General features: G+C 67.1%; 16 protein-coding genes. 15 read left to right on the top strand and 1 reads right to left on the bottom strand.

Translation table 11 applies throughout. The features are described 5' to 3' along the window. Window positions 1-2 precede the first annotated feature (2 nt). The 11 genes from rplW to A5697_RS16190 all read left to right on the top strand — a co-directional run bounded on the left by rplW (window position 3) and on the right by A5697_RS16190 (window position 7931). Window positions 3-272, top strand: coding sequence for a 50S ribosomal protein L23 (rplW, locus tag A5697_RS16240; protein ID WP_082975731.1), 270 nt, complete (start codon window positions 3-5; stop codon window positions 270-272). A gap of 29 nt (window positions 273-301) precedes the next feature. Continuing rightward, the gene (gene rplB / locus A5697_RS16235) at window positions 302-1144 is read left to right on the top strand and encodes a 50S ribosomal protein L2 (RefSeq protein ID WP_067739765.1); all 843 of its coding nucleotides are present in this window, start codon (window positions 302-304) and stop codon (window positions 1142-1144) included. A gap of 21 nt (window positions 1145-1165) precedes the next feature. Continuing rightward, complete coding sequence (rpsS, locus tag A5697_RS16230) at window positions 1166-1447, top strand: 30S ribosomal protein S19 (protein ID WP_006245110.1); 282 nt, start codon at window positions 1166-1168, stop codon at window positions 1445-1447. Continuing rightward, window positions 1444-1992 (top strand): 50S ribosomal protein L22, encoded by a 549-nt coding sequence (gene rplV, locus A5697_RS16225; RefSeq protein WP_067947194.1) that lies wholly within the window; start codon window positions 1444-1446, stop codon window positions 1990-1992. Before rpsS ends, rplV begins: the two co-directional genes overlap by 4 nt. Beyond that, a complete protein-coding gene (gene rpsC / locus A5697_RS16220) occupies window positions 1992-2831 on the top strand; it encodes a 30S ribosomal protein S3 (protein ID WP_067947196.1) in 840 nt (279 codons plus the stop codon). Before rplV ends, rpsC begins: the two co-directional genes overlap by 1 nt. Window positions 2832-2834: 3 nt before the next feature. Then, on the top strand, window positions 2835-3251 hold the full coding sequence (gene rplP, locus A5697_RS16215; RefSeq protein ID WP_007167840.1) for a 50S ribosomal protein L16: 417 nt from the start codon (window positions 2835-2837) through the stop codon (window positions 3249-3251). Further along, on the top strand, window positions 3251-3484 hold the full coding sequence (rpmC, locus tag A5697_RS16210; RefSeq protein WP_066951916.1) for a 50S ribosomal protein L29: 234 nt from the start codon (window positions 3251-3253) through the stop codon (window positions 3482-3484). Before rplP ends, rpmC begins: the two co-directional genes overlap by 1 nt. Further along, window positions 3484-3828 (top strand): 30S ribosomal protein S17, encoded by a 345-nt coding sequence (rpsQ, locus tag A5697_RS16205; protein ID WP_067947198.1) that lies wholly within the window; start codon window positions 3484-3486, stop codon window positions 3826-3828. Before rpmC ends, rpsQ begins: the two co-directional genes overlap by 1 nt. 114 nt (window positions 3829-3942) lie before the next feature. Further along, entirely contained in the window at window positions 3943-6303 is a 2361-nt protein-coding gene (locus A5697_RS16200) for an arylsulfatase (protein WP_067947200.1), read from the top strand. Window positions 6304-6307: 4 nt separating this feature from the next. After that, on the top strand, window positions 6308-6952 hold the full coding sequence (locus tag A5697_RS28095; RefSeq protein WP_197501028.1) for a hypothetical protein: 645 nt from the start codon (window positions 6308-6310) through the stop codon (window positions 6950-6952). Between the two features lie 43 nt (window positions 6953-6995). Continuing rightward, window positions 6996-7931 (top strand): DUF4436 domain-containing protein, encoded by a 936-nt coding sequence (locus tag A5697_RS16190; RefSeq protein WP_067947202.1) that lies wholly within the window; start codon window positions 6996-6998, stop codon window positions 7929-7931. A 3-nt stretch (window positions 7932-7934) separates the two neighbouring features. On the opposite strand, the gene pstS is transcribed toward A5697_RS16190, so the two are convergent. Beyond that, window positions 7935-9065, bottom strand: a complete 1131-nt coding sequence (pstS, locus tag A5697_RS16185; RefSeq protein WP_068011389.1) for a phosphate ABC transporter substrate-binding protein PstS — start codon at window positions 9063-9065, stop codon at window positions 7935-7937. A 342-nt stretch (window positions 9066-9407) separates the two neighbouring features. Here pstS and A5697_RS16180 point away from each other — a divergent pair, with 342 nt between their 5' ends. The 4 genes from A5697_RS16180 to A5697_RS16165 all read left to right on the top strand — a co-directional run. Beyond that, on the top strand, window positions 9408-10364 hold the full coding sequence (locus A5697_RS16180; protein WP_068011390.1) for a DUF4436 domain-containing protein: 957 nt from the start codon (window positions 9408-9410) through the stop codon (window positions 10362-10364). 20 nt (window positions 10365-10384) lie between these two features. Further along, window positions 10385-11299, top strand: coding sequence for a formylglycine-generating enzyme family protein (locus tag A5697_RS16175; protein ID WP_068011388.1), 915 nt, complete (start codon window positions 10385-10387; stop codon window positions 11297-11299). 216 nt (window positions 11300-11515) lie between these two features. After that, window positions 11516-12394, top strand: a complete 879-nt coding sequence (locus A5697_RS16170; RefSeq protein WP_068011387.1) for a DUF4436 domain-containing protein — start codon at window positions 11516-11518, stop codon at window positions 12392-12394. 42 nt (window positions 12395-12436) lie between these two features. Then, on the top strand, window positions 12437-13257 hold an 821-nt coding region (locus A5697_RS16165), incomplete at its 3' end, for a DUF222 domain-containing protein (RefSeq protein WP_156673326.1).

Below are 13257 nucleotides of genomic sequence, written 5' to 3'. Positions count from 1 at the left end.
TCCTGGCCCCGGTCATCTCGGAAAAGTCCTACGGCCTCCTGGATGAGAACGTGTACACCTTTGTGGTGCACCCCGATTCGAACAAGACGCAGATCAAGATCGCCATCGAGAAGATCTTCTCCGTCAAGGTCGCATCGGTGAACACCGCGAACCGGCAGGGTAAGCGCAAGCGCACCAGGACCGGGTACGGCAAGCGCAAGGGCACCAAGCGCGCCATCGTCACGCTGGCGCCCGGTAGCAAGCCCATCGACCTGTTCGGGGCCCCGGCCTAGCCGCGCGCGAGAGAAAGACCTGATTAGACATGGCAATTCGTAAGTACAAGCCGACGAGCCCCGGCCGCCGCGGCTCCAGCGTGTCCGACTTCGCCGAGGTCACCCGGTCGGAGCCGGAGAAGTCGTTGGTGCGCCCGCTGCACGGCCACGGTGGCCGTAACGCACACGGCCGCATCACCACCCGCCACAAGGGTGGCGGCCACAAGCGGGCCTACCGGGTGATCGACTTCCGCCGCAACGACAAGGACGGCGTCAACGCCAAGGTCGCGCACATCGAGTACGACCCGAACCGGACCGCCAACATCGCGCTGCTGCACTTCCTGGATGGCGAGAAGCGTTACATCATCGCGCCGCAAGGCCTTTCGCAGGGCGACGTGGTGGAGTCGGGCGCGAACGCCGACATCAAGCCCGGCAACAACCTGCCGCTTCGCAACATCCCCGCCGGTACCGTGATCCACGCCGTGGAACTGCGGCCCGGCGGTGGCGCCAAGCTGGCGCGGTCCGCCGGCTCGAGCATCCAGCTGCTCGGTAAAGAGGGCACCTACGCGTCGCTGCGTATGCCCAGCGGTGAAATCCGCCGTGTCGACGTGCGCTGCCGCGCCACGGTCGGCGAGGTCGGCAACGCCGAACAGGCAAACATCAACTGGGGCAAGGCCGGCCGGATGCGGTGGAAGGGCAAGCGCCCTTCGGTCCGTGGTGTGGTCATGAACCCGGTGGACCACCCGCACGGTGGTGGTGAGGGTAAGACCTCCGGTGGTCGCCACCCGGTGAGCCCGTGGGGCAAGCCGGAGGGCCGCACCCGCCACCCGAACAAGGCCAGCAACAAACTCATCGTCCGGCGCCGGCGCACCGGCAAGAAGCACGGTCGCTAGGAACTCGAGGAGTAGCCAACCATGCCACGCAGCCTGAAGAAGGGCCCGTTCGTCGACGACCACCTCCTCAAGAAGGTGGACGTCCAGAACGAGAAGAACACCAAGCAGGTCATCAAGACCTGGTCTCGGCGTTCGACGATCATTCCGGACTTCATCGGTCACACCTTCGCCGTCCACGACGGACGCAAGCACGTCCCGGTGTTCGTCACCGAGTCGATGGTCGGTCACAAGCTTGGTGAATTCGCGCCGACGCGAACCTTCAAGGGACACATCAAGGACGACCGGAAGGCCAAACGGCGATGACCACAACTGAATTCCCGTCGGCGGTCGCCAAGGCGCGGTTCGTGCGGGTCTCACCGACGAAGGCCCGCCGGGTGATCGACCTGGTGCGTGGCCGCTCGGTGGCCGACGCGCTCGACATTCTGCGCTGGGCGCCCCAGGCGGCCAGCGAGCCGGTGGCGAAGGTGATCGCTAGCGCCGCGGCGAACGCGCAGAACAACAACGGCCTGGACCCGGCCACCCTGGTGGTCGCCACGGTGTACGCCGACGAGGGTCCGACCGCCAAGCGGATTCGCCCGCGCGCCCAGGGGCGCGCGTTCCGGATCCGCAAGCGCACCAGCCACATCACGGTCGTGGTGGAGAGCCGGCCGGCAAAGGACCAGCGTTCGGCGAAGTCGACGAGGGCCCGCCGCGCCGAGGCCAGCAAGGCCGCCGCGAAGGCGCCCGCGAAGAAGGCCGCCACCAAGGCGCCCGCCAAGAAGGCGCCCGCCAAGAAGGCCGCGGCGAAGTCCGCTCCGGCGAAGAAAACTACGTCTGAGACTTCTGAGGCGAAGGGAGGCTCAGACTAGTGGGCCAGAAGATCAATCCGCACGGCTTCCGGCTGGGTATCACCACGGACTGGAAGTCCCGCTGGTACGCCGACAAGCAGTACGCGGACTACGTCAAGGAAGACGTCGCGATCCGCAAGCTGCTGTCCACCGGACTGGAGCGCGCCGGCATCGCCGACGTGGAGATCGAGCGCACCCGCGACCGGGTGCGCGTCGACATCCACACCGCGCGCCCCGGCATCGTCATCGGCCGCCGCGGCACCGAGGCCGACCGCATCCGCGCGGACCTGGAGAAGCTGACCGGCAAGCAGGTTCAGCTCAACATCCTCGAGGTCCGCAACCCCGAGTCCCAGGCGCAATTGGTGGCGCAGGGCGTCGCCGAGCAGCTGAGCAACCGGGTGGCGTTCCGCCGCGCGATGCGTAAGGCCATCCAGTCGGCGATGCGTCAGCCCAACGTCAAGGGCATTCGGGTGCAGTGCTCGGGTCGTCTGGGCGGTGCGGAGATGAGCCGTTCGGAGTTCTACCGCGAGGGTCGGGTGCCGCTGCACACGCTGCGCGCCGACATCGACTACGGCCTGTACGAGGCCAAGACCACCTTCGGCCGGATCGGTGTGAAGGTGTGGATCTACAAGGGCGACATCGTCGGTGGGAAACGCGAACTCGCAGTCGCCGCCCCGGCGGGCGCCGACCGTCCCCGTCGCGAGCGTCCGTCGGGCACGCGTCCCCGCCGCAGCGGTGCGTCGGGCACCACGGCGACCAGCACCGAGGCCGGCCGGGCCGCCGCGGGCGCCGAAGAAAGCACCGCGGCCGCAGCGGCCGAGCCCGCGCCCGCCGCAGAACCGCAGAGCACGGAGAGCTGAATCATGTTGATTCCCCGCAGGGTTAAACACCGCAAGCAGCACCACCCCCGCCAGCGCGGCATCGCCAGCGGCGGCACGGCGGTGAACTTCGGTGACTACGGCATCCAGGCCCTCGAGCACGCCTACGTCACCAACCGGCAGATCGAGTCCGCGCGTATCGCGATCAACCGCCACATCAAGCGTGGCGGCAAGGTGTGGATCAACGTCTTCCCGGACCGCCCGCTGACCAAGAAGCCCGCCGAAACCCGGATGGGTTCAGGTAAGGGTTCGCCGGAATGGTGGGTGGTCAACGTCAAGCCCGGCCGCGTGCTGTTCGAGCTGAGCTACCCCAACGAGCAGGTGGCCCGGGCGGCACTCACCCGTGCAATCCACAAGCTGCCGATCAAGGCACGCATCGTGACCCGAGAGGATCAGTTCTGATGGCAGTGGGAATTTCGCCTGGCGAACTGCGTGAGCTCACCGACGAGGAGCTGACCGAGCGTCTGCGCGAATCCAAAGAGGAGCTGTTCAACCTGCGTTTCCAGATGGCGACGGGGCAGCTGTCCAACAACCGCCGGCTGCGCGCGGTGCGGCAGGAGATCGCGCGCGTGTACACCGTGCTGCGCGAACGAGAACTGGGCCTGGCTTCCGGGCCCGACGGTAAGGAATCGTGATGGCAGAAGCGAAGAAGGCGGCCCCGAAGGCGGCCGCAACGGACACGCCCTCGAAAGAGAAGGGCCCCAAGCACACTCCGGCCAACCCGAAGGTCCGTGGCCGGCGCAAGGTCCGCATCGGTTACGTGGTGAGCGACAAGATGCAGAAGACCATCGTGGTCGAGCTGGAGGATCGCGTGCGGCACCCGCTGTACGGCAAGATCATCCGCACCACCAAGAAGGTGAAGGCGCACGACGAGAACAGCACCGCAGGCATCGGCGACCGCGTCTCGCTGATGGAGACGCGTCCGACGTCGGCGACCAAACGGTGGCGGCTCGTCGAAATTCTCGAGAAGGCCAAGTAGCCGCGAAGCGACATCGAAACGCCCGGGTCCTGGTGGTCCCGGGCGTTTTGCTTTGCGGGGGCGGCGGTCGGCGAAAAGCGATCGGAAATTTCGCGGCCGCGTTACTCTCGGCGCATGTCGACTGACTCGCCGGCCTTCCAAGGCAAGATCGAGCTGGATATCCGGGACTCCGAGCCGGACTGGGGCCCCTACGCCGCGCCGACCGCGCCGGAGAACTCGCCGAACATCCTGTACCTGGTGTGGGACGACACCGGCATCGCGACCTGGGACTGTTTCGGCGGTCTGGTCGAGATGCCCGCCATGACCCGCATCGCCGAGCGTGGTGTCCGACTGTCGCAATTCCACACCACCGCGCTGTGCTCGCCGACCCGGGCCTCGCTGCTGACCGGCCGCAACGCCACCACGGTCGGCATGGCCACCATCGAGGAGTTCACCGACGCGTTCCCGAATGCCAACGGCCGGATCCCGTTCGATACCGCGCTGCTCTCCGAAGTGCTCACCGAGCGCGGCTACAACACGTACTGCATCGGCAAGTGGCACCTGACGCCGCTCGAAGAGTCCAATCTGGCGTCCACCAAACGACATTGGCCGACCTCGCGCGGCTTCGAGCGGTTCTACGGCTTTCTGGGCGGCGAGACCGACCAGTGGTATCCCGACCTGGTGTACGACAACCATCCGGTCAACCCGCCGGGCACACCCGAAGACGGCTATCACCTGTCGAAGGACATCGCCGACAAGACCATCGAATTCATCCGCGACGCCAAGGTGATCGCGCCGGACAAGCCGTGGTTCAGCTACGTGTGCCCGGGCGCCGGGCACGCGCCGCACCACGTCTTCTCCGAATGGGCGGACCGCTACGCCGGCCGCTTCGACATGGGCTACGAGGCCTACCGCGAGATCGTGCTGGAAAACCAGAAGTCGATGGGCATCGTGCCGCCCGACACCGAACTCTCTCCGGTCAACCCGTACTCCGACGTCAAGGGGCCGCAGGGCGAGCCCTGGCCGCTGCAGGACACGGTCCGCCCCTGGGACTCGCTGAACGCCGATGAGAAGAAGCTGTTCTCCCGGATGGCCGAGGTGTTCGCCGGCTTCCTCAGCTACACCGACGCCCAAATCGGCCGGATCCTGGACTATTTGGAGGAATCCGGTCAACTGGACAACACCCTCATCGTGGTGATCTCCGACAACGGCGCCAGCGGGGAGGGCGGCCCGAACGGATCGGTCAACGAGGGCAAGTTCTTCAACGGCTACATCGACACGGTCGAAGAGAGCATGAAGTTGTTCGACCACCTCGGCGGCCCGGAGACCTACAACCATTACCCGATCGGCTGGGCGATGGCGTTCAACACCCCGTACAAGCTTTACAAGCGGTACGCGTCGCACGAGGGCGGCATCGCCGACACGGCGATCATCTCGTGGCCCAATGGTGTTGCCGCACACGGGGAGATCCGAGACAACTACGTCAACGTCTGCGACATCACGCCCACGGTCTATGACCTGCTGGGCATGACGCCCCCCGAAACTGTCCGGGGCATCGTGCAGAAGCCCCTGGATGGCGTGAGTTTTAAAGCGGCCCTTGCTGATTCGAACGCCGACACCGGAAAGCAGACCCAGTTCTACTCGATGCTCGGCACTCGCGGGATATGGCATCAGGGGTGGTTCGCCAACACCGTGCACGCGGCCACGCCGGCCGGCTGGTCGCACTTCGACGCCGACCGCTGGGAGCTGTTCCACATCGAGGCCGACCGCAGTCAGTGTCACGACCTGGCCGCCGAGCAGCCGGACAAGCTAGAAGAACTCAAGGCGCTGTGGTTCTCCGAAGCCGCCAAATACAACGGGTTGCCGCTCTCGGACCTGAACATCCTGGAGACGATGACGCGGTTCCGCCCCTACCTCGTCGGTGACCGATCCAGCTATGTCTACTACCCCGACTGCGCGGACGTGAGCATCGGCGCCGGCGCCGAAATCCGCGGCAGGTCGTTCGCGGTGGTGGCCGAGGTGAGCGTCGACACCACCGGCGCGGAAGGGGTGCTGTTCAAGCAGGGCGGTGCCCACGGCGGGCACGTGCTGTTCATCCAGGACGGGCGCCTGCATTACGTCTACAACTTCCTGGGTGAACGCCAGCAGGCGGTCTCCTCATCGGGCGCGGTGCCGCTCGGCAGGCATCTGCTCGGCGTGAATTATGCGCGGACCGGAACCGTGCCGGACAGCCACACGCCGCTCGGCGACGTCACGTTGTTCATCGACGACGAAGTGGTCGGCACGCTCGCGGACGTGCAGACGCATCCGGGAACGTTCGGGATCGCGGGCGCCGGGATCACCGTCGGCCGCAACGGCGGCTCCGGAGTATGCAGCCGCTACAAAGCGCCGTTCTCGTTCACCGGTGGCACCATCTCCCGAGTTACCGTCGACCTGTCCGGGCGGCCCTATATGGACGTGGAAGCCGAAATTGCGCTTGCCTTTTCGCGCGACTGAAGCCTTGGCGCTGTGCCTGTTGGCGCTCGCTGCGGCGGGATGTGAGAAGACCACGGGCGGAACGGCCGTCGGTGGCACCGCCTCGTCGACGTCGGCCACCACGCGAGCTCCCGACCCGGCCGAGCCGGTACCCGGCATCGAAACCACGCTGCCCGACCACATTCCGCCCAATGCCTTGGTGTGCTTTCCGCCGCCCGCCAGCGGCTCCATGACCAAGGCCTCCGTGGCCGACCCGGCGGCGCCCGTGCTCACAGTCCCGCTGCCCGACGGCTGGAATGCGACGCCGGGCACGGGTGACGTGGCGTTGACGTCGACCGGTCCCGACGGCATGTCGGTGCGGGTGACCATCGCCCGCACCGACCTGGATCCCGGGGGCGCGTTCCTGCGTTACGCCACCGACTTGCGAACGGCGAACCCGGGGGCCAAGGTCACCGTCACGGCGGCCCAATTCTGCGGCTACAGCAGCCAGCTACTCAGCGGTACCAACGGAGGGGCCGGAGCAAACGAGTTCGCCGACCGCATCACGCACATCTGGACCAACACTCAGGCGTACCTGGTCGCCATCCATCTGGAGGGGCCCGGCAAAGCGCCGGGTTTCGAAGCGGCTAAATCGACGCTAATGCAGCAATTCGCCGTCACTATCCCCTGAAATATGCAGTTGTCCCTGTTAGCATCTGCCCCGTGATGCCTCAATGACCGCCGGGAATCCGGCGCCTCCCGCGCCGCCGGCGCCCGCCAACCACCGGGGCCGGCAAATCGCCATCGCTTTTGGAATCGTCGCCTCCCTCATCGTCATCTACGCCCTCTCACTGATTGCCGTGCATCTGCTGGCAAAGTCGGCGCCAGCGCTTCCCTCGGTGGATTTGAGCAAGGTGGAGGCTGAAGACAGCGTCGTTCAGGTACGCCTGGAGAAGCTGGACACCGTCGCGAACCGCCTGACGGTGAACGTGACGGTCTACCCCAAGGATTCTTTGTGGGACAAGAACTTCGGGGTACTGACCACCGACGCCGCGGTGCGCCTCTATCCCGACAACGACCTCGGCGACCTGCAATACCCGGTAGGTAAAGCACCGGCCCAGGTCAGCACGACCATCGTGGCGCACGGCGACCCCGCCAACTGGCCGTTCGATACGTACAAGACCGAGGTGATCGCCGCCGACGTGTTCACCGGTACCGGCGCCAGCCGCGAGAAGGCACCCGCCCGCGTCGAGGCGACCGGAAAGTTGGACGGTTGGGACGCCACCGTCACCCGCGTCCACGACCCCGAGGACGCCAACCCCGATGTGCAGGACGACCTGATCATCACTCTGCAACGGTCCAAGGGTGCGCTGATCTTCGACGTCGGCATCTGCCTGGTCCTCATCGCCCTTCCGGTGCTGGCGTTGTGGGTGGCCATCCCGATGGCGTTGGGCCGGACCACCTTCCTGCCGCCGTTGGGAACCTGGTTCGCGGCACTGCTGTTCGCCGTCGTCCCGCTGCGCAACTTCCTGCCCGGCTCCCCACCGCCGGGTTCCTGGATCGACCAAGCCGTCGTGCTGTGGGTGTTGATAGGGCTGGTTACGGCGATGTCGCTGTTCATCGTCGCCTGGTGGCGATCCCGCGAGAAAAAGCCGCCGAAGAAGGCCTGACACCTACTCGGGATTCGGTGAATCCGCCGAACTGATCGCGTCGACTGCGCTCGAGACCCTGGCCTGGAAGTTGGGCGACAGCGGGATGTAGCCGCTCTTCGCCAGCTCCACCTGGCCGGGTCCGATCGCCGCCTGCAGGAACGCCTTGACGGCCTTGGCGACGTCGAGCGCCGGGTACTTGGAGCAGACGATCTCGTAGGTGGCCAGGACGATCGGATAGACGTCGGGCTGGGCGGGGTTGTAGAACGACGAGATGTCGAGCACCAGGTCGTTGCCGCTGCCGATGATCTTGGCGCCGGTGATGGTCTTGCCGACGGTGTCGGTGCCGATCCGCACCGGTCGCAACGACCTGCGGCTCGCCGGGGTTTTGATCTCGGCGGCGTAAAGCCCTTGCTGCAGAGCGAAAGACAGCTCGTTGTAACTGATCGCGCCCTCGGTCGATTTCACCAGTGCCGCGGTGCCGTTGTTGCCCGCGGCGCCGGTGCCTATGCCTCCGTTGAACGCCTTGCCCGTGCCCTTGGTCCAGGCCCCGCCGGACGCGGCCTGCAGGTAGGACTGGAAGTTGTCGGTGGTCCCGGACGCGTCGCTGCGGTAGATGACCCGAATCTCTTCGGAAGGCATCGATGCGTTGAGCGCGGTGAGCGCCGGGTCGTCCCAGCGCGTGATGGTGCCGTCGAAGATCTTGGCTATCGTCGACGCGTCGAGCACCAGCGAGTCGACCGAGCCGAGGTTGTAGGTAATGGCCAGCGGGCCGAACACCACCGGCAGGTTCCACGCGTCGGCGCCGCCGCAGCGTTGTTTGGCCGCGGCGTATTGGTCCCCCGAAAGCGGCGTGTCCGATGCGCCGAAATCCGTTCTGCCGGCCAGGAAGTCGCTGATTCCGGCGCCCGATCCGTTCGCGGTGTAGTTCAGGGTCTGCCCGGCGCACACCTTCCCGTAGGCGGCGACGAACTTCGTCATCGCGTTGGCTTGTGCGGTCGAGCCGCTGGCCGTCAGCGCCTGCTTGCCGCCGCACTCCACCTTGGCGCCGGCGGCATACGCCAGCGTCGGATGGGAGTCGGTGCTGCATGCTGAGACCGCCACCGCCGCCGCGGCGAACAGGCTGATGGCGGCCGCCGGTGCGGTGCGCTTCACGTTGTTGCTCCTGGAGACTCGGGCCCGGCGGCGACGGCGAGCACTGGGGCGACTCGCCCCGTTTCGACACACGTCGAGACTTACCGCGATCCCGCCCGCCAAGCAAACAAACATCAGGTGAACTGGCCACCCCGGGCCCGTGCCTGAACACGGACGCCGCCGGTGCCGGCGAAGCACTCCGAAGTGGATTCGCTGGCGTGCTGGTCTAGCGCCGGGATGAGCGAATAAACCGCCTGAGCTAGTCGATAAATACGATTTGTCGCCGGACAGTGCGAAGTTCGCTACGATCTCTCTCGTGTCGTCTCAGGGCGGCGCATCGATCAGTCTCTACCAAGGAGAATGATGGCCAGTCACGCGTCTCCGCCCCAGCAACAGCCCGCCGCGCCAGCAACCCCGCCTCCCGCCGCCACGGCGACGGCGCCATCCCCGGCGCCGCCGCGCAAGCCCAGGCGGCGCCTCGTCATCGGTCTCGGTGCCCTGCTGGCCTTCGTCGTGGTCTATGGGTTGTCCCTGTTCGGCTTCCACCTGCTGGCCAGTTCCGGGGCCCCACTCAAGCCACCGGACTTGAACGCAACCGGTGACACCGTCGTGTTGGTCCGCCTCGAGAAGCTGGACACCATCGCCAATCGACTGACGGTGAAAGTGCTTGTGATTCCTGAAGACTCGATGTTCGACAAACGCCTCGACGTGTTGAAGACCGACACCGCGGTCCGCATGGATCCGCCCAACGACCTGGGCGACCTGCAATACCCGGCGGGAAAGTCGCCGGCGCAGGTTGCCACCACGATCGAGGCGCACGGAGACCCCAACAACTGGCCGTTCGATTCATACCGCACCGATACGCTCTCGGCCGACGTCCTCGTCGGCCAAGGCGACGCCCGCCAATACATTCCCGCCCGGGTCGAGGTCGCCGGCGCGTTGGACGGCTGGGACGTGAGCGTCCAGCGCGTCGGCGAAGCCAGCCAGGAATCGGACCGGCCGGACAACGTGGTGATCACGCTGCACCGGGCCAAGGGACCGCTGATCTTCGACCTCGGCATCTGCCTGGTCCTCTTCGCCCTGCCGACCTTGGCGTTCGCGGTGGCCATCCAGATTGCCCTGGGCAGGCGCAAATTCGTGCCGCCGTTCGTGACATGGTTCGCGGCGATGCTGTTCGCCGTCATACCGATCCGTAACTTCCTGCCCGGTTCGCCACCACCCGGGGCGTGGATCGATCAGGCGCTGGTGATCTGGGTGCTGCTCGCGCTTGTCGGGGCGATGGCGTTGTACATGTTCACGTGGTACCGGCAGTCCGACTGAGGTGCTCGTACCCTGAACTGGTGCTCACCGAGCTCGTCGACCTTCCGGGCGGATCGTTCCGCATGGGGTGCACCAGCTTCTATCCCGAAGAAGCGCCGATCCACACTGTCACCGTGCCGGCTTTCGCGGTGGAGCGACACCCGGTGACCAATGCGCAGTTCGCCGAATTCGTCTCCGCCACAGGCTATGTGACGGTTGCCGAGCGGCCCATCGACCCGGCGCTGTACCCGGGGGCCGACCCGGCCGATCTGCGTCCGGGCGCCATGGTCTTTCGCCCCACTCCCGGCCCGGTCGACCTGCGCGACTGGCGGCAATGGTGGCATTGGGTACCGGGTGCCAGCTGGAGCCATCCGTTCGGGCCGGACAGCGACCTCGCCGATCGGGCCGACCACCCGGTGGTGCAGGTGGCCTACCCCGACGCCGCCGCGTACGCGCGGTGGGCCGGCCGGCGGCTGCCGACCGAGGCCGAGTGGGAGTATGCGGCCCGTGCCGGGAGTACGGGCACCTACGCGTGGGGCGACGAACCGAACCCCGACGGTCGGCTGATGGCCAACACCTGGCAGGGCCGCTTCCCATACCGCAATGACGGCGCCCTGGGCTGGGTCGGTACATCGCCGGTGGGGACGTTTCCCCCCAACGGATTCGGCCTGCTCGACATGATCGGCAACGTCTGGGAGTGGACCGCGACACGGTTCTCCGCGCACCACCGGCTCGACGAGCCGCCGAAAGCGTGTTGTGCCCCTGCGGGGCCGGCGGATCCCGCCGTCAACCAGACGCTCAAGGGCGGTTCGCACCTGTGCGCGCCGGAATATTGCCACCGCTATCGTCCGGCCGCGCGGTCACCGCAGTCGCAGGACACCGCGACCACCCACATCGGATTCCGCTGCGTCGCGCAGCAAACGTCGGCCGCTACCGGCGCCGCCGCCCACAGCTGAAACGACGAGCGGGTTACCGCCGGATGGACGGCGAGTGACGGGGCCCCCATCGGCGCGCACGGTGTGCGCGACTTCGCTAGCATCTGACCACGTGTGGCCCTCGACGAGCCCTGAATCATCGGTGGCCTACCAATGACCGCCGAGGCTCCCGCGGCACCGGCACCGCCGCCCCCATCGGACGCGCCGACACCGTCCGCACCCCCGCCCCGCAAACACATGGCGAAGCGGCCGCGCATCGTGATCGGCGTGGCCGTCCTGGCGGTGGTCGTCACCGCCTACATGCTGTCTTTGTTCGGCGTTCACTGGCTGGAGAGGTCCGAGGGACCGCTGCCTCCGCTGGATTTGAGCCAGGGCGGGGGCGACGCGACAATCGTGCAGCTGCAGGTCGAGGAATTGAAGCCGGTCGCCAAGCGCCTCGCAGTGAATGTTCTTGTGTATCCAGGGATTTCGGCATACGACAACCGATTCGACGTGTTGGGCACCGACGTCGCCGTGCGCCTGTACCCCACGAGTGACCTCGGCGACCTGCACTACCCGAAGGGCAAGGCGCCGGCGCAACTGAGCACCACGGTCGTAGCGCACGGCGATCCGGGCAACTGGCCGTTCGACTCCTACCGGACCGAGCCGATCTCCGCCGACGCGTTCGTCGGGTCGGGCGACGCCCTGAAAAAGGTGCCCGCCCGGGTCGAGGTGACCGGGGAGTTGGACGGGTGGGACATCACCGTGAACCGCGTCCACGACCCCGGTGCGCTCCCGACGCAGCGCGGCACCGACAACGGGAACGTGGTCATCACCCTGAAGAGGGCCAAGGGCCCGCTGATCTTCGACCTGGGCATCTGCCTGGTCCTCATCAGCCTGCCCACCCTGGCGCTGCTGGTCGCCATTCCGATGGCGTTGGGCAGAAGGAAGTTCCTGCCGCCGTTCGCCACCTGGTATGCCGCGAACCTGTTCGCCATCGTCCCGCTGCGCAACATCCTTCCCGGCGCGCCACCGCCGGGTTCGTGGATCGACCAGGCCATCGTCCAATGGGTGCTGATCGCGCTCGTCACGGCGATGAGCTTGTACATCTTCGCCTGGGTCCGGCATGGCGACTAGTTCGCAGGGAAGTTGTCGGACCCCCCTGCGATAATCGAATGTATGTTCGAATCCAGGGTTTCGTCGCCGGAGGTGCTTGCCGCGTTCGACGAGCACTTCGAGCGGCGGTATCCGTCGCGGACGGAGGAGTCGGCGGCGATGCTTGCCGAGGCCGGCGGGTGTGTGCGGGCGGAGAACCGGGCGGTGGCCGGGCAGCTGGCGGCGATCGGGGAGTTGTTTGCTCATCGGTTGTCGCGGTGCGCCGAGACTGAGGAGTGGGCGGTGGACACCGAGGCGGCGGTGGCCGCGGAGGTGGCCGCGGAGTTGCGGATCGGTCAGGGGTTGGCGGCCAGTCGGGTGCGGTATGCGCGGGCGCTGCGCGAGCGGTTGCCGCGGGTGGCGGCGGTGTTCGCCGCCGGGGACATCGATTTCCGGATGGTGCAGACGCTGGTGTTTCGCACCGATCTGATCACCGATCGCGACGTGTTGGCGGCCGTGGATGGGCAGTTGGCCGCGCAGGTGGCCCGGTGGCCATCGCTGACCCCGGCCCGGTTGGCCGCGCGGGTGGACCAGGTGGTGGCGGCCGCCGATGCCGATGCGGTGCGCCGGCGCCGGGACCGCGCGGCGGGCCGCGAGGTGTGGATCGGGGATATGGGCGATGGCCTGGCGCGCATCGAGGGGGTCCTGTTCAGCCCGGATGCCCGCGCACTCGAGAAGCGACTGGACGCGGTGGCGGCCACGGTGTGTGCGCATGATCCGCGCAGCCGTGAGCAGCGCCGTGCTGATGCGTTGGGGGTGCTGGCCGCGGGCGCGGATCGGCTGGGCTGTCGGTGTGGGCGCCCCGACTGCGCGGCGGGCGCGCGCCCGGCGGCCGGTGCGGTGGT

The organism is Mycobacterium sp. E3251, from assembly GCF_001666835.1.
Taxonomy (GTDB): Bacteria; Actinomycetota; Actinomycetes; order Mycobacteriales; family Mycobacteriaceae; genus Mycobacterium.
Note: the sequence above shows the minus strand (reverse complement) of the source record. Positions and strands in the feature narration are given on the sequence as shown.

Coding starts and splice junctions, on each gene's coding strand:
- A5697_RS16180 (WP_068011390.1), top strand. CDS start 9,408: ATGGCCAGTCACGCGTCTCCGCCCCAGCAACAGCCCGCCGCGCCAGCA.
- rpsS (WP_006245110.1), top strand. CDS start 1,166: ATGCCACGCAGCCTGAAGAAGGGCCCGTTCGTCGACGACCACCTCCTC.
- rplP (WP_007167840.1), top strand. CDS start 2,835: ATGTTGATTCCCCGCAGGGTTAAACACCGCAAGCAGCACCACCCCCGC.
- A5697_RS16200 (WP_067947200.1), top strand. CDS start 3,943: ATGTCGACTGACTCGCCGGCCTTCCAAGGCAAGATCGAGCTGGATATC.
- rplV (WP_067947194.1), top strand. CDS start 1,444: ATGACCACAACTGAATTCCCGTCGGCGGTCGCCAAGGCGCGGTTCGTG.
- A5697_RS16170 (WP_068011387.1), top strand. CDS start 11,516: ATGGCGAAGCGGCCGCGCATCGTGATCGGCGTGGCCGTCCTGGCGGTG.
- A5697_RS16190 (WP_067947202.1), top strand. CDS start 6,996: ATGACCGCCGGGAATCCGGCGCCTCCCGCGCCGCCGGCGCCCGCCAAC.
- rplB (WP_067739765.1), top strand. CDS start 302: ATGGCAATTCGTAAGTACAAGCCGACGAGCCCCGGCCGCCGCGGCTCC.
- rpsQ (WP_067947198.1), top strand. CDS start 3,484: ATGGCAGAAGCGAAGAAGGCGGCCCCGAAGGCGGCCGCAACGGACACG.
- rpmC (WP_066951916.1), top strand. CDS start 3,251: ATGGCAGTGGGAATTTCGCCTGGCGAACTGCGTGAGCTCACCGACGAG.